This is a genomic window from Azonexus caeni (assembly GCF_048146105.1).
Lineage (GTDB): Bacteria > Pseudomonadota > Gammaproteobacteria > Burkholderiales > Rhodocyclaceae > Azonexus > Azonexus aromaticus_B.
In genome coordinates this window covers 44,285-63,887 of the sequence record NZ_JBKJAD010000019.1, presented here as the reverse complement: position 1 = coordinate 63,887, position 19,603 = coordinate 44,285, and the positions used below count along the sequence as shown (strand labels likewise).

The following is a 19,603-nucleotide window of genomic DNA, read 5'->3' as shown; positions in this document are numbered from 1 at the left end:
TCCTCCTTGAGCGGACGACGATAAACCACATTCAGCGCGTCAGGTAGAAGGAGCCGGTCGCCGTGCCGACCAGCCGTTCCGCCACCGAGGCGCGCGCCGTCGCCACCGCCAGCCGGCCGCCCAGGCGCAGCACCTCGACGGCGACCGCCACCCGTTCGCCGACATGGGCCGGTGCGCAGTAGTGGATGTCGAGTTGCGTGGTCACGACCAAGGCGGCGGGTCGGCCGCTGTGCTGCGCCTGGCGATAGACGCACTCGCCCAGCGCGCTGTCGAAGACGCTGGCGAGGACGCCGCCGTGCAGCGTGCCGGCGCCATTGAGGTGGCGCTTGCCGACCTTGAACGAGAGGTCGCTGGCGCCGCCGTCCAGGCGCACCAGCGGGTTGCTCGACAGCAGGCGGAAGTCGTCGCAGGGCTGGCGGGCGTTCATTGCCAGGCTCCGGCCAGCGAACCCGGGACCAGCAGCCGCCGTGCCAGGCGCAGCCGCCAGTCGGCTGTCGGGACGCGGAATTCGACGCGCAGCGCGGCCGCCCGTCCGCTATCGAAACCGCTGACCAGCAGCGGCGCGCTGTCGGCGGCGATGGTCAGGTGCTGGCCGGGGCCGAGGATCAGGTCGGCCGCTTCGCCCTGGCGGGTGATCCAGGCGCGGCCATCCTCCACGTTCAGCGCCGCGACGCGGCGCGGCGACAGCCGGGCCAGTTGCTCGGGGCTCAGTTGCAGGCGGCAGAACAGGCTGCCGGGCAGGTCGGGGTGTTCGGTCATCGTCGTCTCCTGCGCCGGGCTTGACGAAAGATTGCCAAAAGCCCAGCATCCAGATGCGTTTCGGTTGCAAATCCCGCATTGGTCGAAGCTTCGAGTCGGCTGCGGTTGAAGCCAGTTTTCCCCAGAATTGAGGCTGGTTCAAACGCAATATCGGCATTGAATGGATGCGTGAAAATCATGCGAAAAGACCTGCTCTCGCTGCCGCCGCTGGAGCCCCTGCGCGGCTTCGTCGCGGCAGCCAGCCGGCGCAGCATCACGCTGGCGGCGGCTGACCTGTGTCTGACCCAGTCGGCGATCAGCCGCCAGATCCAGGCGCTGGAAAGTGCGCTCGGCGTGCCCTTGTTCGTCCGCAAACACCGCGCCATCGAGCTGACCCCGGCCGGCGAGCGCTTGTTGCCGGCCGCCATCGCCTGGCTGGCCGAATACGGGGAGATCGCCGCCAGCCTGCGCCAGCGGGCTGCCGTCGACAGCGTGACGATCACCGCCAGCATCGGTGTCACCGCGCTCTGGCTGCTGCCGCGCCTGGGCGAATTCCAGGCCGCCCATCCGGCCGTCGAAGTCCGCGTCGTCGCCGCCAACTCGCCGGTCGACCTGGTCCCGGCCGGCATCGATCTGGCCATCCGCTACCAGACCGAACCGACCATCGGCCGCGGCGACCGCCTGCTGTTCCGCGAGAGCATCGCCCCGGTGCTGGCGCCGGCTCTGGCGGAAAAGCTCGCGGCCAGCCCGGAAGAAAGCCCGACCTTGATCGACTATCAGGAAAGAAGCCTGCCCGGTCTCGACTGGACGCCCTGGCTGGCCAGTCTCGGCCTGTCGGGGCGGAGCTTGCGCCGGCTCGGTTTCAACCAGTACGACCAGGCGGTGCAGGCGGCCATCGCCGGCCAGGGCGTCGTCCTCGGCCGTCTGCCGCTGCTCGCCAGCGCGCTGGACGACGGCCGCCTGTGCCGCTGGCCGGCGCTACCGGCCTTCGTCAGCCCCTACGGCTACTGGCTGCTGCGCGCACCCGGCAGTGACGGCGCGGCGGTCGCAGCCTTCGCCGGTTGGCTGGCCGATTTGGGCGGGGCGGGGGAAGCGGGCGGGGCCTAGCCGGCGCCCTTCGCCTCACTCGCCGAACAGCTTGCGCATCGCGTCCATGATGCTGTCGATGGGCGAGACTTCGACGTCCAGCGCCTTGACCCCGGCGTCGCCGGCAAACTCGTCGTACACCCAGTCGCCGTCGACGTAGGAGACGCCCGGCGGCGCTGTCCGCTCGGTGATGGGCTTGCCGGCCAGCGCCTGGCGCATGTAGTCGGCCCAGATCGGCAGCGCCAGGGTGGCGCCGAATTCGCGGGCGCCGAGCGATTTCGGCTGGTCGTAACCCATCCATGCTACCGCCACCACGTTGGCGGCGTAGCCGGCAAACCAGCCGTCGAAGGCGTCGCTGGTGGTACCGGTCTTGCCGGCCAGGTCGCTGCGTCCCAGGCGTTGGCCGGCGGCGGCACCGGTGCCGCTGTTCACCACTTCGCGCAGCATGCTGTCGATGATGAAGGCGTTGCGCGGATCGATCGCCGGCTGCCTGTCTTCCTTCGACGGCGCCGGGGCTTCCCACAGCACCTGGCCGCGGGCGTCGGTGATCTTCTCGATCAGGCGCGGGCTGACCGTGTGCCCGCCGTTGGCGAACACCGCGTAAGCTCGGGCCATCTGCAACGGCGTCACCGAGCCGCTGCCCAGCGTCAGCGTCAGGTTGTCCGGATGCTTGGCGGCGTCGAAACCGAAGCGCGTCAGGTAGTCGCGCGCATACTGCGGCGTGATCGCCTGCAGCAGGCGCACGGCGACCACGTTCTTCGAGCGCGCCAGCGCCCGGCGCAGCGTCAGCGGGCCGTCGTAGCCGTCGTCGTTGCTTGGCTCCCACGGCTGGCCGTCGGCGCCGCCGGGCAGCGACAGCGGGGCGTCGTTCATCAGGGTGGCCGGCGAGAAGCCTTTTTCCAGCGCCGCCGAATAGACGAAGGGCTTGATCGTCGACCCCGGCTGGCGCGAGGCGCTGGTGACGTGGTTGAACTGCTTGCGGTAGAAATCGAAGCCGCCGACCAGCGCCCGGTAGGAACCGTCTTCGGCGTCGAGGGCGACGAAGGCGGCTTCCACCTCCGGCATCTGGGCGATCGCCCAGTGGCCCTTGCTGTCCTGGCTGACGCGGATGATCGAACCGACGCGGATACGCAGCGCCGGTCCGGCGTTCGGCTGCAGCGCGCGGGCGGCGAAGCGCAGGCCGTTGCCGGTGATCTCCAGGGTGTCGCCGAAGGCCGGTTCGGCGCGCACGCGCTTGGCCGAAACCTCGGTGACGACGGCGGCGATCAGTTTGTCGCTGCCCGGGTGTCTGGCCAGCGCCTGGTCGATCGCTTCCTCGCGCTCGTCGGGGTCGGCCGGCAGTTCGACGAAAGCTTCCGGGCCGCGGTAGCCGTGGCGCTGGTCGTAAGCCAGCACGTTGCGCCGCAGCGACTCGTAGGCGGCGTTCTGCTCGGCCTTGTCGAGGGTGGTGTAGACATTGAAGCCCTGGGTATAGGCGGCGCCCTGGTAGCGCGCAAAAAGCTCCTGGCGCACCAGTTCGGCGACGTGGTCGGCATGCGCCTCGAACTGCAGGCTCTGGCTGACCGCCAGCGGCTGGGCGATGGCCTCGTCGAACTGCGCCTGGGTGATCTTCTCCAGTTGCAGCATGCGCTTCAGCACCAGTTCCTGACGCGCCTTGGCCCGTGCCGGATTGACCGCCGGGTTGTGCTTGGCCGGGTTCTGCGGAATGCCGGCGAGCATCGCCGCCTCGGCCAGTGTCAGTTCGGGCAGGCGCTTGCGGAAATAGGTGCGAGCGGCGCTGGAAAAGCCGTAGGAGCGCTGGCCGAGGTAAATCTGGTTCATGTAGAGCTCAAGGATCTGGTCCTTGCTCAAGGCCGATTCGATACGGTAGGACAGCATCACCTCGGTCAGCTTGCGGCGCAGCGTCTTCTCCGGCGTCAGGAAGAAATTGCGCGCCACCTGCATGGTGATCGTCGACGCCCCCTGGCGCATGCCGCCGGTCAGCCCGGCCGCCACCGCCCGCGCCACGCCGTGGTAATCGACCCCGCCGTGCTCGTAGAAACGCGCATCCTCGATCGCCAGCAGCGCCTCCTTCATCAGTGGCGGAATCTCCTGGATCGGCGTGAAATCGCGCCGCTCCTCGCCGAACTCCCCGAGCAGCGCGCCGTCGGCGGTGTAGATGCGCAGCGGGATCTTCGGCCGGTAATCGGTCACCAGATCGAGCGACGGCAGCCGGGGCAGGATGCTCAGCAGCATGCCGCCGATCAGCACGAATATCGCCAGGAAGCCAACGGCGGCCAGCGCCAGCAAGGTGCGCCGCAGGTCGGTGCGGTAATTGGCCTGGGCAAAGGGGAGGGCAAGAAATTTGACGGCGGTCGAGAAGAAATTCACGCGTTGATCCTGATCGAGAAAGCGGCGAAGCGGTCAGCCGAGGGCGTAGTGTAGGACAGCGGGGGCGGAATCAGAGGCTGGCGGCGATGTCCGCGGCCAGATGGTCGACCGCCGCTTCTGTCGTCGCCCAGGAACACATGAAACGCGCCATGTCGCCGATGAAGGTGTGGAATACCCAGCCTGTCTGGCGCAAGCGGGCCATCGCCGGCTCCGGCAACTGGACGAAGACGCTGTTGGCCTGCGCCGGGCGGCAGGCGAGCCCGGGCAACGCCGCCAGCCGTTCCGCCAGTCGCCGGGCCAGCCGATTGGCGTGGCCGGCATGCTTGAGCCAGGTGTCGTCGTCCAGCATGGCCAGCCAGGGCGCCGACAGGAAACGCATTTTCGAGGCAAGTTGGCCGGCCTGCTTGCAGCGCCAGGAAAAATCCTCGCCCAGCGCCCGGTTGAAAAACACCACCGCCTCGCCGAGCGGCAAGCCCATCTTGGTACCACCGAAACACAGCACGTCGATTCCCGCGCGCCAGGTCATGTCCGCCGGCGAAACCTCAAGCGCGGCAAGCGCATTGGCAAAACGGGCGCCGTCCATGTGGGTGTGCAGGCCGTGTCGCTTGGCGATAGCCGTGAGCACGGCGATTTCGTCGAGCGAATAGAGCGTGCCCAGCTCGGTGGCCTGGGTCAGGGTGAGGACCTTGGGGCGCGGGTAATGCTGATCCCGGCGGCGGGTGATCAGGTGTTCGACATTGGCGGCATCCATCTTGCCGTCCTGCTGCCGCGCCAGCAGGAGCTTGGCCCCGTTCGAAAAGAACTCCGGCGCGCCGCATTCGTCGGTCTCGACATGCGCCGTTTCCGCGCAAATCACGCCTTGATAGGACTGGCACAACGACGCCAGGGCCAGGGAATTGGCCGCCGTACCGTTGAAAACGAAGTACACATCGCAATCCGTCGCGAACAACTGGCGCAGCCGGTCGCACACGATCCTGGTCACCTCGTCCTCGCCATAAGACGAAATGAAACCAGCATTGGCCGCATTGAAGGCGGCGAGCGCCTCCGGACAGGCGCCGGCGGTGTTGTCGCTGGCAAACTGCAGGTAGTAGCCGGGGACTTTGGAGGTGGCGGGCATGGCGGGGATTCCCGAGTTTGAGGAATGCGTCATTGTGCCATGCTGGGGTTTTCCGGTTGGCTGGCTTGGTATAGCAGGCGGCTGTCGACCCAAACCGGGCATGTGGACTTCCCGGAAGCCGCCGCTCAGGAACGGGGGGCTTCCGCGAGTTTCGCAGCCAGGACGGCTTGGCCTTGAGTTTTCTATGCAATGACTTATCATTGCAGACGCCACTATCTGCAATGATAAGTCATGCCAAAACTTCGCGCCTTCGAGATCAGCCCACTCCCGCTGGAGGTCCAAGCTTCGCTTGAGCACCTGGGGCAGCGCATTGCCAAAGAGCGCAAGGCGCGTGGCTTGTCCCAGCGCGAGCTGGCCGACATGGCGGGGATCAGTGCCCAGACAATGATGTTCCTCGAACAGGGCCGGCCCACCGTCCAGATCGGGCACTACGCCCGTGCGGCGTGGCTGCTGGAGTTGCGCGACGTGCGACTACTGGGCGGTCTATCCGTCCACGCGGAGTAGCCATGGATCGCATTTCTGTGCATGTTTGGCTTCCCGGGCAAGCCGAGCCGACACTGGCGGGCGAGTTCTGGCGCGATGGCCAAGTCGGGCGATTCCTGTACGCCTCCGACTACCTTGCGGCGCAGTTGCCTGCCCTGGCGCCGGATCTGCCGCTACGGCCGAAGCCCCAGGCGATCACCGGCGGCCATGCGATCTTCCCCTTGTTCCTCGACGCCGGACCGGACTCGTGGGGCCGTCACGTCCTCGAGCGCAAACTGGAGCGCTCGGTCACCGAACTGGAAGCACTGTCACTCTGCCCGACCGATGGCGTCGGCAATATCGCATTGGGCGCGCTAACCGACGATCGCCTGCGGGTGCTGAAGCTTGAGGAGTTTCTCGATATCCTGCACGAGTTGGAGGCAGGCGGCCACGCGCGGGATACGCTCGAAGAGCAGGTGCTCGATGCACACGGCAACGGGACCAGCATGGGCGGCACCAAGCCAAAGCTCACGATCGAGCGGAACGGCGCCCTCTACCTTGCCAAGTTTCCGGCCAATGGGGATTCCCCATGGCTGCCCCACGCGGAGTGCGCGACGCTCAAGCTCGCTCACCAGTGCCAGCTGCGTACGATCGTCGACCCCGAGGTATGGCGCCTTCCCTCCGGCCGTAGCGCGCTGCTGGTACGGCGTTTCGACCGCGAGCAAGTGGTCAACGGGTATGCGCGCCGAGGCTACGTCAGTGCCCACTCGTTGCTGCGCCTCGACACCCTGCCGCAGTCGGCCAACGACCACCTGCTATTCGGCACCAAAGGCTTCACCGAGCACAGCCTGCGCAAGAGCTATGTGGCGCTGGCGGACCACATGGCGCGCTGGTGCGGCTCACAGGCCACGCAGCGCGAGGAGCGCCGCGAACTGTGGCGCCGCATCGTCTTCAACGCGCTGGTGCGAAACCTCGATGACCATACCCACAACCACGGGCTGCTTTGCGAAGACATGGCTCGCCAGCATTGGCGCCTGTCCCCTGCGTTCGACCTGGTGCCCGCGGCGAGCCTACCGAAAGATCCCGCCCTGTGTCTCGCCTACCGGTTCGTGCGCGGAGGCCGCGGCGCTACGGCGACACCGGCTCGTCTCCTGCGGGTCATCAACCCTGCCGATCTGCTGGCGGCCGCGGTTGAACACTACGCTTGGGCGGAGCTGGAAGCCAAGGACTACCTCCAGTTTGCGGCGGCGATCGTGACGCAAAACTGGCGCGATGCGTTTCGGCAGGAAGGTATGGCCGAAAAGGAGATCGAACGCTTCGGAAGCTGCTTCGAGTTCGCACGGACGCTGGCCTAGCAAAAAAAGCCCGGCCATTGGCCGGGCTGAGTACTGCATCAAAGGCCACGCTTGATGCGGACCCTTGTCCCTTAGCAAGGATTCCTTCACCCCCACTACATTCATTGTCACTCCGCATCACTCGATGCGGCCCAGGTCGTAACCCGCCGAGAACTGGCCGATACTGGAAGCCGAAAGCACTCCTCTCGTCCGCAGCTTAAGTCGAGACAGGAAAGGTCCGTGAATCCTTGGTTTCTTGAAAGTCTCGCAAAACGCTCCGAAGCGGTTTGCGCACTTCAAGTTGAGAGTTTTCCATATTCGCGCAGCTTAATCAGAGAGTTTTCCGGTCTATTCGCATCCGATCCACTCAAGGATTGCCCTGTCGGCCTGTTCATCCAGTACGAATTGCTCCCGCAGGCAAAGCGAGCGTACGTTGTTCGCGAGTTTCTTTGCCAGCGTTGCAGCGTCGTTCGGGCCTTCGTCGAAGGTATGGCCGCGCATGCTCAGACCACGCAAGACGTGATTGACGTCGGCACGGCTGACCGGAAGCCTAGATTCCTTGCAGCGGTCGCGGACACGTTTCCCGGTTTCCATCAGATGGAACGGTGTTTCCGCGACATCGCGGGCAATCATGGCGATCAGGTTGCGGTATTTGTCCGGTGTCAGCAGAGGTACATCAGTCAGTTCGTGAATCTGCCTGGCAATCTTGTAGAGGTTCTTGTCAGCCCAATCGGCGGACGTTTGGCTTGGCGGGGCGGAATTTGCAGTTGGCCTGGTCGGGTCGTAGGCCACCCCGCCCGAGCCGCTCCAGTTGAACTCGATGGGCTTGGTGTCGAGCGACTCGATAAACTTGCGGAAGGTGCCCTTGCCCGCCCAGTCAGCCGCCAGGCTGCCATCAAGACCGATCAGCACCGTGGCCAGTCGGCCACAGGGCACAGGTTGCCCTGCCTTGGTGACTTCGCTCCTGATCGCTTCAATGACCGTATCCACCAGCTTGCCTGCTTTTCCATTGCCATTACCATGGCTTTGCGAGGTCGGAAGGGCGTGCCTTTTGGGATCGTGAATCGTCCCGCCGGACTCCCAGCTGACTACCAGTGGGGTGAGATCGAGCGCTTCGATCAAGGCGCGGAAGCTGCCAAATCCAGCCCACGACGACGCATCCAGCCCGTCGATCCGGTTGAGCAGGAGGGACGCAATCTTGGCCAGCGATACCGGCGTCGCAGCTTCGCGCACCGCCTGCTGGATCAATTGCAGCGCCAGCGGGCCACATTCGGCGGCTGAGGGGCCGGTGGGCTGAGGCTCAACGGGTGGCGGCGCAGCGCTCTCGTCGAAACTCAAGGCGTTACGGACGAAGTCATCCTGGTCGATCAGCAGGTCGGCCGAGGCGCGATACGCCGCCGAAGGAAAGCCGATGGCCAGCACGGTGGTGCGTCGGTCCCAACGGCGTAGCTTGCGCAGCACCGGGGTGAAGTCGGCGTCGGCAGAGAAGACGATGAACTCGTCGTAATGGGTCTCGTGCTGCAGCAGGTCGACGATGTCCAGCACCATGTTGATGTCGGTGCTTGTCTTGCCCTCGCTGGTCAGCGCCGGGCAGTCGATGATCTCGAAACCGGCCAGATTGAACGATGGCCGGAAGCGCTGGTAAGCCTGCGGATTCAGATAGCAGCGGCGTACCAGCACGCGCCGTTTGGCGCCGGGGGCGACCGGTTCGGGCATTTCCAGGGACTTGATCAGCCAGTTCATCCAGATTGTCGGGTTGCGGGCGAACTGGTCGGCCGTTTCCTGATCGAGACGGCGCAGGCCGGAGTAAACGTTGTCGAAATCGACGAAGAGGGCGCTTTTCATGGTTCAGTTTTCAGGTGATTTTTTGCTGTCGAATTTCAAAATGGTTTCTTGACAGTGCTTTTCCGGACTCGGAAATTTCTACCAACACGGCTCCCTCGGGTGAGTCACCTCGGTGACAAGATCGCTGGGGGTATTGGCCGGCTTTTTTGGCCCCAGTTCTGACGCCCAATCTTGGGCCGACAAACCCATGCCTTCCAGACTCAGACCCGACTGAGTGGGATATTCCGCCAGCAAGCCGGGAATCGGCAATAGCCAATCCGTTCCAGGTAATTGAGGGCCCGCTTCCGGTCTGTTACCACCATGTCGCGCGCGATAAGTTGATTGAGTTGACCACAACGGGTCATTGTACCTGAGCACCAATTATCGATATCCTGACCAGAGCGCCTTCTGGCAGCCCGCGGTCAGGAGGGGCCGGTCCGCATCCTGCCGCTGTGGTCATTCACGTGGCGGCTCTAATCTGAAAGCTGTCACATGGGCTAGTTCAGGACGTCGGCCAGAGCTGACGTTCTGCCATCGTCAGATGAGCGACCGCTCCTGTGCGCACAACAGCCCCTCAAGCCAGCGAGATATCGAAGGTCATCTTTGCAATCAATATCTACTAAATGGTGATTTTTTCTTGTGGGGTCGATCTCACGATTTGTAGAGTCGCCCCGTTCTCATCCGGGATTAGAGCCCAACCAACTTCATAAGCGCATCTAACGCGCCGCCGATACGACGACCAGTGACGCCACCGGGCTCTGAAGATGTCGGCATTTCTTCGTAAATGTAAATGCCGTACTGCCCGGTGAAACGGTCCAATAAGAGTTCAGAATCGCCAAAGAGATAAGGACGGAAAGTCTCGGTACGGGTTGTCCCATAGTTCAGGTGGGCACTAAACCCGATGGTGGCGCTTTGTTCGATAGTGCGCTCCCCATCGGCTCCTTCGATACGCACCCCTCGGCACCCTTTAAGTATCAGTGTGGCTGGCCCATGAAAAACCACATAGCGAAGTTGTAAGGTCAGCCAGGCCTGTAAGCTAAATAACCGCCAATGTCTGGTAATTTGGAGCGGAGTGTTTCGTCTTTTGACCACCCCGACCAGGTGGGTGGCTCGGATTGAAACAGCCTCACCATCCCGAAGCTTTATAGGGAGCAGCTCTTCAAGAGTGTATTTGCCTGCGGAGAGCGTTACCTCGCAGATGGAATCAGTCGTTACCGTGGTGACGTTAAAAAGGCCGGATAACCAACTCAGTAACGGCGCCTTATGACTCAACAACCAACGAGCTCCCTTCTGGCTCGAGGTGGATGCGCTGTGGTAGTAGCCATGGTGCACCAACAGTTCGTCCTCGGCCGTTAATGGAACGGAAAGCGATAGTTGCGATTGGTTTTGTTTCAATGATGCAGTTTGTCGTGAGCGGGCATTTGGCACCAGGCAAATAGTTCTTCCATGGGCCGCACGTGGAGCCAGCACGAAATACAAAAGAAACTTGATGGCGAGTTTTCCGAGAAGGGCCGCAATGAAGACCTGTATCGCCATCGGCAATACGGCCCGAATTGGGTCAAGCACCGCGCTCTTAAGCCAATGCCGGCTGAGCTCATCGCCGAGTTCTCGGGTGATTTGTTGAAGGCTGGCATGTGCTTGGTCGATGGCGACGGAGTTCAAAGCAAACGGCGGTGGCTCTTTGCGGCTACAGTCTTTCTGAGCAGATGCGAGGCATTGGGCATAGTTGGCTTTATGGCCTTGGGTTTTAAGTGCCAGAGCATCTCGCCTTTTTTCGAGATTTTTTCGGAGACTGTACCCTTGGGATAACGCGTTGTATTGGGCCTGCCAACTCTTCTGAAGGGGGACAAGCTGGGTAACCGTCTGCTGATAGGACGAGAAGTCGAACACGTGCCGCTGGCGGATGGTTTCACAGTTGTTGGTTATTCGACTGCACTCGGTTTGGCCCTGCCGATATTCCTTGATACGGAGAAGGTAGTCTCGCTTTTGGGTTGCCAATGCAATTTCCGCATTTAGGCGGGCAATTTCGAGCTGCCGGGTTGGGTTGATAGCATTGGCTATGTTGTCGAGCGCCAACACCGCGCTGGTCTTCCGCTCGATTTCCGCACTCAGTTCAGAAATTTGACGAGCTAACACGCCATTGGTGGCTCTCTTCCAAGAACTTGCCGATTTGACGGTCTCTTCCTTTGCCGCAGAGATGTCTTTGCTCAGTTCAGCACTTTTGTCGAGCAGGTATTGATGCAAGCTCTCTTTGTCGCTTAGGTCAGCAAGTTGCCCTTTGACATGCCAACCACCCCAAAGGATGAACAGGATGAGTAGGAATCCAGCAAAGTACCGATAGAGGTGATGTGCTGCGCGAGCGAGAGGGCCTGGCATCGGGGAGAACGGTTTATGTTGTTCTTCCAATTATGACGAATGTCAAGATGTTTGCGGCTTTAATTGAGGAATGCTCAAACCGAAAGCGGCCTTTGAATGTCACTTCGGCTTAGCGGCAGGTAACTGGAGCATAGCCGCCTGATTCCGGCCACAGGTCCAAGGTCGGCTCAGGCCGACGACTTGCCGGTGAGCGGTCGACATGAACGACCGGTCTACTCTGTCACGAGCCGCAGAAGCCAGGGTCGGACCCTTGAGAGTCGATTCGAGCCGGTCAGGTCGACGCGATTTGGCTGCCAGGCGACTGCGATTTCGCAACTAACTTGGATTATTCGTTGATTCTAGCCGGCGAATATCCCGAAGCATATTTTTCAGGCATCGGTGGTCACTTGGAGTTTTAGGAAAGGTGATAAATCCGATTCCTTCTGGATGGCGGAGCTTGCCATGTCGGCCTGCTTCGAAGCGCCAGCCACTACGTAGCATTTTTTTGATCAAGCGGTTGATGTCTTTGTCGTTGCAGTAGTGCATGGATGATCCTCGTGGTTGTTGTATAACCATGAGGATCGGATTTGTCGGCGACGCACACCCGACATATCGCCGAATGTATTTGTCAAAAATTTCAGGGGCTGGATTGGGGCTGGTCATTCCCGTTCTTGCGCTCCATCAGATAAGAGACAATTGCGTGTCGCCCGTGATTGATCGCGACCCAGAGGGCGTCGAATCGCGTCAGGTGACTTGGCGCTATCAGGGTCAGGTCGGGGTCTCCACGGTTCTCTCCCGGGTGTTCGACAAGCATACGGAAGGTCTCGAGATCCCCTGTTTGTGCCGCAAATAGAGTCGGGGTCCATTGAGCAAGATGATGGGCTTCCACACGGTAACGCCGGTTGGCATCCGCGCCGCCGTCCATTAAGGCTTGGATTACAGCGCGGTGATTGGCAGGCGGTAAGGTGAAGTAGTCGCGCACTGCGCTGTAAATCTGGCGCTTCCTTTCGGTGGTATTCCTGAATACGTGGCTGAGCGTTCGCCGTGCAGCAGTGTCGACATCCAGGATAGCGCCCTGTTTTGCATCGTAGGAGGTTGCCCGCGTTTTGCCGGCAAGATAGGCCTGCTCCTGTGTTTGGTCCTCGCGATGAAGGCTGTTGTGCAGGAAGGTTACGGCCAAGCACAGCGCTGAGGGGAGGAGGTCGCAGCTTTGTTCAACATCGGCACCGAGCTCGATCAATCGGCGAACAGCAGCGGCATTGGCCATTTCGATGGCGACCTGTAGTGGTGTTTCGCGACGGGTGGATGATGGACGATTGACTGTATCTCGGGAGAGTTCAAGGGTCATCAGGTAATCCATGATGAGCGTGTCCTTCCTTAGCCACGCCCGATGCATCGCATAAGACAATGGACTCTCTCCGGATTCCTGAATGAAGTCATTCGGGTCGCCACCAGCAGCGAGCAAGCGCTTGACGTCATCCAGAGAGCCTTCTTGAATTGCGACCATCAGTGGTGTTCGACGTGTTCTGCCTTCGGCGTATTTGGTCTTCTGATTTGGGTTGGCGAGGTGTTTGTTGCCGAGCCTGAAGGCATCGTCAGTGCTCCGGATTTCCACAGGAGGAGGAATGCGCTCCTTCGCCTTTTGGGGATAAAACATTTGTTCGAAGCCAAAGGCAATGCGACGAAATTCTTGGGTGTCCAATGGGTGTTTCGGGCGCTGGTTCAGGCCAAGCATGAACGTTTTGTCCCAGTAGCCATTGGCAGCATCCTTATCCCCGACACCAACCGCGTATAGCAATGCTTCATTCAAGATCGGGTGTTGATTCTGCCCAGCTCGCCACCATGCGCCGGAAACCGCTTTGGCGTAGTGCTCAAGGGCGGCCTCCTTTTGTCCCTGTAGAGCCGCGTGCCGCGCGGCAAACCAAGCGTGGATGTAGCGATAGGGAGCCTGCTGGCCGGGATCTGCACGCTGGATCAGACCCCGAAGCTGATCCAGTTTTTCCTGAAGCGCAACCTTGTCATGCCTCTTGGTCGAGAACATCATCTGAATCGTCTCAAGCAGCGGAATTACTTGGCGGAACAGTGGAACGTCGCCCGCGCGCTTACTTGCTTGATCGACCACGCGCCTAGCATCTTCAAGTACCCAAGGTTGTTGGGTCCGCAATTGCAAGTTGCGCTTTACGGCATCCCGCAACTCGGTCGGCAGCGATTGGTAGGCGCAGGCCACCAGGAGCCATCCCGACAAAAGAGGAATCTCAGGTGCCGACGCATCCTTGCCGATCGCCACAGCGACTTTTGGGGTATATGGCCAAGCGAGTTTGCCCACGGGCTCACCAGAACGCCAGCGCTCTATCGTTCTCGGGTCGGCATCGAGTTCGTTACCCAGATTCGTGAGCAGCTTCTCTTCGGGTACTTTTGTGTAATGCGAAGCGAAAGACAGCCAGGCTTTGAACGGCGAGATGCTCCATTGTTCGAAATCTGGAGCGGCTCTCCTGTTGGCTGCAAGGGAGAGGAAGCCGGCAAGCATCGGCGCCGTGAAGTGCTTTGAGATCAGCTTTTGACCCTCGGCGGTGCTCAGCGGGGTGACATCCAGGTTCTGAGCCAGTCTTTGTAGTGCCTCAGCGGTCCGAAACCACGCGTAGCGGAAGGTTTCTGCCCATTCGTGACCACAATCTTTGGCGAGTGCGTCCGTGCAGCTATCTTCTATCGATTGCAGTCTGTCGAACCTGCTGCTCTGACGTTCATCGTCCTCGTTGGCAAGGTCATCGAGATCCTTGTCTTGACCGGTCTGCAAAACGAGGGGCCGGTATCCAGCAGCTTTGATCAGGGCTCTGAGAAGATTGCCTAGGCGTGGGATGATGGTTTCTTTGCTCATGTTTAACAGGGCGGGGATTTCCCGCCCCCCCTCTAATTAGTGCTTGCCACCCTTTGCCGCCGCACTTTGAGCGCGCGCGGCAAAGCTACCCTTGGACACCCCGCCGGCCTTGGCAGTCGCGCTCTGGATACGCGCGGCTGCGGTCTGGGTCATCGGAGTGGCCGGAGCCTTGGGGGCTGAAGTCTTGGTCGTCATTGTCATTCCTTTCGATTAGAGTAGTGCCAAGTCGGCACACCGTCATCTTGAGGAAAGGGCCTTCCGCAGACACGACATGGAACCGAAGGAAATCTGGATTTTCTGTTGTCGATGAAAGTGGGGCTACCCACTGCGGAGTGGACCGTATTCATTAACTGCTAGCAACGGTTCGCGTTGCTGCTAAAACGGCAATTGCTGTTTTTACGACAATGAACAGCAATGCTGCATTTGGGTAGAGTGATTGCAGTAGCGAATCACCCACTGCTTTGTTCGGTCGAAGTCCTGCCGCGACCAAGTTTGTCTGAGCGCATTTTTCAGGATGTTCTCGCCTGACCACCAGAGAGTTGTTCCAAATAGGTTTTGCTGCTCCATCAGCGAGCTGCAAATCTGACCAGTGGCTCGTCCAAATAGCGCCTTCGCCTCAATGCCAACCCCGACATATGGCCCAGGGAAATCCGGCTTCGCAGAAAAGTCCAATATTCGGATGACCTGCGCTAGTTTTTCAAATGCAGTTTCAGCATTCATCACAGGGCGATCAGGAGGGCTTGGGGATTCCGAATGCGGTGTCAGTAAAGCCTCGTGATCGCCGTGGCAACCAAGGTTGTAGGCGAATTCCCTCTGGATTGAGTGAAGTTCTGCTTTTAGCCAAAAAGGAAGCGAATCGTCTGCTTGTTGGGGTGGGCAGAGGTCTCCTCCGCAGTGGTGGCACATTCGTAAATCCAGGATGCGTGTTCGGTTGCGGGTACTGTAATTCCAGAACAGGGGTTGTTGGCAGACCGGGCAGTAGTCGCGCATGACGCACCCATGCTTTTGACAGATCCAGTTGGAAGCCAAGCGCCAACTGCTCCGGTAATACGGGATGATGTCGCTTGCCAAGCACTGGGGGCAGTAGCGGAGGTGCGGGAGCATGCGCATGGGATCGGTGTGCAGGCACAACAAAGCTGGCCCCAAGAGAAGGTTGCCATTTTCTGGAACCAAATTCTTCAGGGTTGTAGCAGGTGTGCTTATCAATTTGCCGAGGTAATCCCAAGGCAGTGCTTCCCGATCAAAATCCAACCAAAAAATTGGTTTCTGCCAAGAGGCGCCGATCCAGTCGAGAATTTTTCCGGGAGAGCAATTCTTCCTGATGGCATAACGAATCAGCCACGAACTGACCGCTTCCCCTGGCAGCGGCGAAGGAAAGTCATAAGCTCTGGCAACGCGAGGATTCCAACTCTCTCCGTAAATCGAGGCCAACTCGCCGAGCGCTTCGAGTGACCTGGCGATCATCTCTTCTCGTGCCATATCAGCTTAGATCAAGTTCCAGTTGCGGAGAGTCGAGCCGGGAGGGCCGAGTTTTGATTCGAGCCTGTTTCACCAGTTGTCGGACGAATGCTTCGTATGGACTCGAGATAAACCTGAAATCACACGAGCCAATATGGGATTCGTAATACCGCTGAATCGGACCGAGCAGGCGCATGGTGGCATTGTCTCCAGACCACTTTGAATTGAGCGCAATTTGCCTCGACAAAGCTTGATTCAGCCGGGATGGCCAGTCAGATAGAAGCCAGCAAACTGCGGCTATCATCTCTCGGGTTTCTCGGTCATCAAGTTTGCGGAGACCACTACCTTTGCTGAGTGGAAAATTACCCAGCAGGTGATGGCCGAGAAACCAGAGGCTGTGGCATAACCCGTCAAGGCTCAGGCGTGCGAGATTTTCGACCTGGTTAGCCGGGATGCAGGCAGAGTCAAGATTCAACGGGCCATCGGAACGATTGACTATGATCCGAGCAATGAGTAGTTGCTCTGCCTCTGCGGGCAGCGAGTCACTCTTGCGAAGATCGAATCCGCATTCGCAGTATTCGGGCTGGCGTCTAGAAAGGGCAAGTTGCCTTTTGCATTGAGGGCAGCGATCGATCAATTGGCACCTGTGTTTCCAGCAAGCGGTATTGAAAGCCAGGTGCCATGCTCCCTGTAAGAAGGGCTGTTCTTGCAGGCATCGAGGGCAAATTGGAGCATGTCTGAGTTTGAGAAAGGTGGATTTGCTCAGCCATTCACCGAGGATTTTCCATTCGCGTCCTTTCCTGGGGACTTGTCGAGAAATGCCCGAGAGTTGGCTAAGCTCGTTCACGCTGTTCCGCGTGTATATCGCGAGCCGTGGAATCTCGGTTTGCTCAACCTGCGGATTCGTTGAACTGGCGCCTAGCGCGTATTGGAGAATTTCCTGATGGCTACGGTAGTGATTGGCACCGGCGCAGCGCATCAGGAAACCCCGCAGCGATTCGAACGGGTAGGGCTGTGTTCGATTAATTAAGCGGTACTGGTCCAAAAGGGGTTTCCTCTGAGCAATGAACCAGGAAGTGGGCTTCTGCGAGATGTGCGCAGGAAATACTCTTTTCCCCTTTTTGGCTGGCAATACGGACCGCCTCCGCCAATAGCATCTTGAGCAGCCGAAAACTTCCTCTGCAGGAGTCGAATATCGACTTGGAAAGCTTGCTGTCGATGAGGTTGGCCTTTTCCGGCATGGGCAGGCACTGATCGAGTGTGGCCAGGACGCCCAGAAACTCTTCGTTGTACACAAAAGCCTTGAGAAAGGAGAGGCCCGGCCATCGGGTTGTTTGCTCATCCTGCCGCCGGATTTCATCGAGGGGTGGCGTTCCGATAAAGACGAACGCCACACCAAGAAAGTCATAGAGGCGCTTCAAGGTCGCCCCTAGCGCTCCGCCTGCATCTCCTTTGCTTTTCTTTGTGGTCAACACCCAAAGATGCTGTGCCTCATCGAACGCGATCAGTAGGACACCGGCCGTTTTGACGGCATCGCGTAGCGTGTCTCGAAGCTCTTTCAACGATAGTCCTTTCAGGCTGCGGGGATCCTGCCCCAATTGCACGAGAAGTCGGATATAGATTTCCCCGATACTTGGACGGGCTTCGAAGGTGAGGTACAGAACTGGGGAAAGCCGGCGGTGATCGCCTTCAACAGGTTTGAGACGCTTGAGAAGCCGTTCCAAAATGAACGACTTTCCACGTCCTCCTTCGCCGATGATCCAAAGCCCCCCTGGCTTTTTCGCAACCTTAGCCCTGGCGAGAAGTGCATCTATGTATTTGTTGGCTCTCCGGTACTCATCGAAGGCAATGGGCACATCCAGTACGTACTGAGCACGGTCATCCGGAGTGCCGGCCATGGCGCGAGCACGTTCCTGTTGAGGATCTAGTGCAGGGGCGATATCCGGTGTCGGTTCTGCAAACAGATGCTCCGATTGCAAATCTGCCATCGTATTCATTACGACCCCCACGCATAACTTGGGACGTTCGTAAACGAAGGCGTATTCGGCGGTGGCGTTAGGCTTCCGTTCTCTCCGAAGGGGGTCAGGATTGTTCGCGTCTCGCCGATTAGCGTGTTATTTGAATTGATGCCTGCGAGGCGAGCTAACTGGACCTTGCCGGCGTTTTTTTTGTTCTCCAACTCTTCTGCAAGTACGTTCTGGATACGGTTGCGGGTTTCGATCAACGTATCGACGGCAGTCGATTTTTCCAATCGAACCTTGGCTTCGGCCCGGAGGAACTTGTGCTGAAAACGACTCAAGCCCTTGCTGTACTCCGGGCGTGTCGAGGGAACGCATAGGTATTTATGTGTCGTAGGATGCTCGACGTAAATCTGGCCAAGGTCTTCATCGCAGACAACGTAATTGAGTGTTTTCACCCGGCCGACGTCCTTCATCAGCGCTTCCAGTTGATCGTCGGCGTAGGTTTGCCAGGAGAATCGAATTCCTTCTTGAGACAGTGCTCCTGTGTGATGCTCGCCCAGGACGATATTCAGTTCGTCGATCGAACACGGATAGGGAGGAGGGGCTGTTACGATACCGCTTTGCCATAGTTCGAGTGGTGCAGCCTGGTTTCGTACGTTGGTTTGAATGTTGTGAAAATCTGCCGCCCACTTGTGAAGCAGATAGATCAACGTTGAAAAGCGAACGACGGCTTGATTGACAGAGTCGTAGTCCCCTCGCTTTGCAAGTGACGCAAAGGTTCGACCTGGCATTGATTCAAAGAACGTTTGTTCCAATGTGAGAAAGAAGCGCTCGATCGATCCTTTCAACCAAGGGGTTCTTCGTTCGCAGTACTCCCAGAACGAGCCTAGCGCTTTGATTGCATTTCGGTAGCGCTGGCAGATGAAATCGGCGCCGCGGTCAGATGCGTAATAGACTGCTCGGCCAAACGCAGGCCAGGGATTCTCGATATCTGGCCACAACTCATAGGCGAAGTGGTGCGAGGAGAGTGAATGTTTGATCGCTCCAAAAATTGAACTCAGTCCGGTTTTCTGGAACGAAACGTAGAATCCGAGCAAAACGCCCGAATAGCGATCCTTGATAGCCGTGAGCCACGGCCGGCCGAGCGGTAGCAGCGCATGGTCGTCGATGACGTAGAGATTCATCGGCGTGTGATCAATTTCGACAACATCCAAGGGGTGATCCGCAGGAAGGTGCCCTTTGGCCATTTTGAAATAGCGCCTGGCTTCTTCTCGTCCCAGGCGAGCGATCATCATCTCCTCTTTGGGGCGATCATCGATGCGGTTTCCGTACGTTCGCTCACTGGCTTTCGTTAGCTGAGGGCGATCCTGGGATGCTCGTTCGGCGTTTTCGGTCTTTAGCTTATTGGCGTAATCTCGGTGCGCACCAACGACGGTTGGCTGGCTGGACTGGGCGTAGTAATCGTCGATGTGAATCTGAAGGAATTCCTCACTTTCCTTGTCGAGGCGCTTGGTGTGCTTCCTGAAACTGTTGCCATTGATGACAACAAGAAGGTCGCCTCCGGTGGTGTCAATTTCTCTCCACCATTTCGATATCGTCGAAGTGCCAGGAGGGCCGAGCGGATCTGCAATTTCCTTCGCAATTCTTGCGGCACTATCAGCGATCAGGAATTTTTGACCGCGGGTGATGCCTTCCTTCTTCAGTTGCGAGATGTAAGTAATCTTGCGGTCGTGATCGAGTTGGTATTTCTCCGGGATGAGATTGAGGTCTCGGAAGTTTTGGAGCGCATCAGGGCTGTCTGGCTTGATTACTAGAGCTTCCGGTGATGAGAACGCGTCGACAATTTTCAGTTGTAGCGACCCTTGTGCTGACCAAAACTCCGATTCCGTTAGCGTCTTTTTCTGGCCGGTTTTGGGGTTCTCGAAATAGAGCTCTTCGTTAGAGCGGCTGTCGTATTCGAGAATCTGGCCATGATAGGAAATGACAAGCCCTTTCTGGAGGAAAAATGATCCCATGTCGACTC

General features: G+C 59.3%; 15 protein-coding genes. 3 read left to right on the top strand and 12 right to left on the bottom strand.

From position 1 onward, the window contains the following. Positions 1–31 precede the first annotated feature (31 nt). Both ACLIIZ_RS16080 and ACLIIZ_RS16075 read right to left on the bottom strand, forming a co-directional pair. Positions 32–427: a PaaI family thioesterase gene (locus tag ACLIIZ_RS16080; protein WP_416693802.1), complete on the bottom strand. Its 396-nt coding sequence runs from the start codon at positions 425–427 to the stop codon at positions 32–34. After that, positions 424–759, bottom strand: coding sequence for a DUF2917 domain-containing protein (locus ACLIIZ_RS16075; protein ID WP_416693801.1), 336 nt, complete (start codon positions 757–759; stop codon positions 424–426). The genes ACLIIZ_RS16080 and ACLIIZ_RS16075 overlap by 4 nt, the downstream gene beginning before the upstream one ends. A 177-nt stretch (positions 760–936) precedes the next feature. Here ACLIIZ_RS16075 and ACLIIZ_RS16070 point away from each other — a divergent pair, with 177 nt between their 5' ends. Continuing rightward, positions 937–1,845: a LysR substrate-binding domain-containing protein gene (locus tag ACLIIZ_RS16070; RefSeq protein WP_416693830.1), complete on the top strand. Its 909-nt coding sequence runs from the start codon at positions 937–939 to the stop codon at positions 1,843–1,845. Between the two features lie 15 nt (positions 1,846–1,860). On the opposite strand, the gene ACLIIZ_RS16065 is transcribed toward ACLIIZ_RS16070, so the two are convergent. Beyond that, the gene (locus tag ACLIIZ_RS16065) at positions 1,861–4,194 is read right to left on the bottom strand and encodes a penicillin-binding protein 1A (protein WP_416693800.1); all 2,334 of its coding nucleotides are present in this window, start codon (positions 4,192–4,194) and stop codon (positions 1,861–1,863) included. Positions 4,195–4,264: 70 nt separating this feature from the next. Further along, the gene (locus ACLIIZ_RS16060; RefSeq protein WP_416693799.1) at positions 4,265–5,311 is read right to left on the bottom strand and encodes a threonine aldolase family protein; all 1,047 of its coding nucleotides are present in this window, start codon (positions 5,309–5,311) and stop codon (positions 4,265–4,267) included. A 231-nt stretch (positions 5,312–5,542) separates the two neighbouring features. Between ACLIIZ_RS16060 and ACLIIZ_RS16055 the strand changes: the two genes are divergently transcribed. After that, positions 5,543–5,815 carry a helix-turn-helix domain-containing protein gene (locus ACLIIZ_RS16055; protein WP_416693798.1) on the top strand — a complete coding sequence of 91 codons (273 nt, stop codon included), beginning with the start codon at positions 5,543–5,545 and terminating at the stop codon, positions 5,813–5,815. A 2-nt stretch (positions 5,816–5,817) separates the two neighbouring features. Then, the gene (locus ACLIIZ_RS16050; protein WP_416693797.1) at positions 5,818–7,128 is read left to right on the top strand and encodes a type II toxin-antitoxin system HipA family toxin; all 1,311 of its coding nucleotides are present in this window, start codon (positions 5,818–5,820) and stop codon (positions 7,126–7,128) included. 327 nt (positions 7,129–7,455) lie between these two features. On the opposite strand, the gene ACLIIZ_RS16045 is transcribed toward ACLIIZ_RS16050, so the two are convergent. The 8 genes from ACLIIZ_RS16045 to ACLIIZ_RS16010 all read right to left on the bottom strand — a co-directional run bounded on the left by ACLIIZ_RS16045 (position 7,456) and on the right by ACLIIZ_RS16010 (position 19,595). Then, the gene (locus ACLIIZ_RS16045; protein WP_416693796.1) at positions 7,456–8,952 is read right to left on the bottom strand and encodes an NYN domain-containing protein; all 1,497 of its coding nucleotides are present in this window, start codon (positions 8,950–8,952) and stop codon (positions 7,456–7,458) included. A gap of 666 nt (positions 8,953–9,618) precedes the next feature. Continuing rightward, the gene (locus tag ACLIIZ_RS16040; protein WP_416693795.1) at positions 9,619–11,337 is read right to left on the bottom strand and encodes a hypothetical protein; all 1,719 of its coding nucleotides are present in this window, start codon (positions 11,335–11,337) and stop codon (positions 9,619–9,621) included. Positions 11,338–11,622: 285 nt separating this feature from the next. Next, positions 11,623–11,832 (bottom strand): hypothetical protein, encoded by a 210-nt coding sequence (locus ACLIIZ_RS16035; RefSeq protein ID WP_416693794.1) that lies wholly within the window; start codon positions 11,830–11,832, stop codon positions 11,623–11,625. 91 nt (positions 11,833–11,923) lie between these two features. After that, the gene (locus ACLIIZ_RS16030) at positions 11,924–14,161 is read right to left on the bottom strand and encodes an ankyrin repeat domain-containing protein (RefSeq protein ID WP_416693793.1); all 2,238 of its coding nucleotides are present in this window, start codon (positions 14,159–14,161) and stop codon (positions 11,924–11,926) included. Between the two features lie 396 nt (positions 14,162–14,557). Next, complete coding sequence (locus ACLIIZ_RS16025) at positions 14,558–15,625, bottom strand: TniQ family protein (protein ID WP_416693792.1); 1,068 nt, start codon at positions 15,623–15,625, stop codon at positions 14,558–14,560. Between the two features lie 16 nt (positions 15,626–15,641). Beyond that, positions 15,642–16,664 carry a TniQ family protein gene (locus ACLIIZ_RS16020; RefSeq protein WP_416693791.1) on the bottom strand — a complete coding sequence of 341 codons (1,023 nt, stop codon included), beginning with the start codon at positions 16,662–16,664 and terminating at the stop codon, positions 15,642–15,644. Then, a complete protein-coding gene (locus ACLIIZ_RS16015; RefSeq protein ID WP_416693790.1) occupies positions 16,642–17,616 on the bottom strand; it encodes a TniB family NTP-binding protein in 975 nt (324 codons plus the stop codon). Before ACLIIZ_RS16015 ends, ACLIIZ_RS16020 begins: the two co-directional genes overlap by 23 nt. Next, complete coding sequence (locus tag ACLIIZ_RS16010; protein ID WP_416693789.1) at positions 17,616–19,595, bottom strand: hypothetical protein; 1,980 nt, start codon at positions 19,593–19,595, stop codon at positions 17,616–17,618. Before ACLIIZ_RS16010 ends, ACLIIZ_RS16015 begins: the two co-directional genes overlap by 1 nt. Positions 19,596–19,603 lie beyond the last annotated feature (8 nt).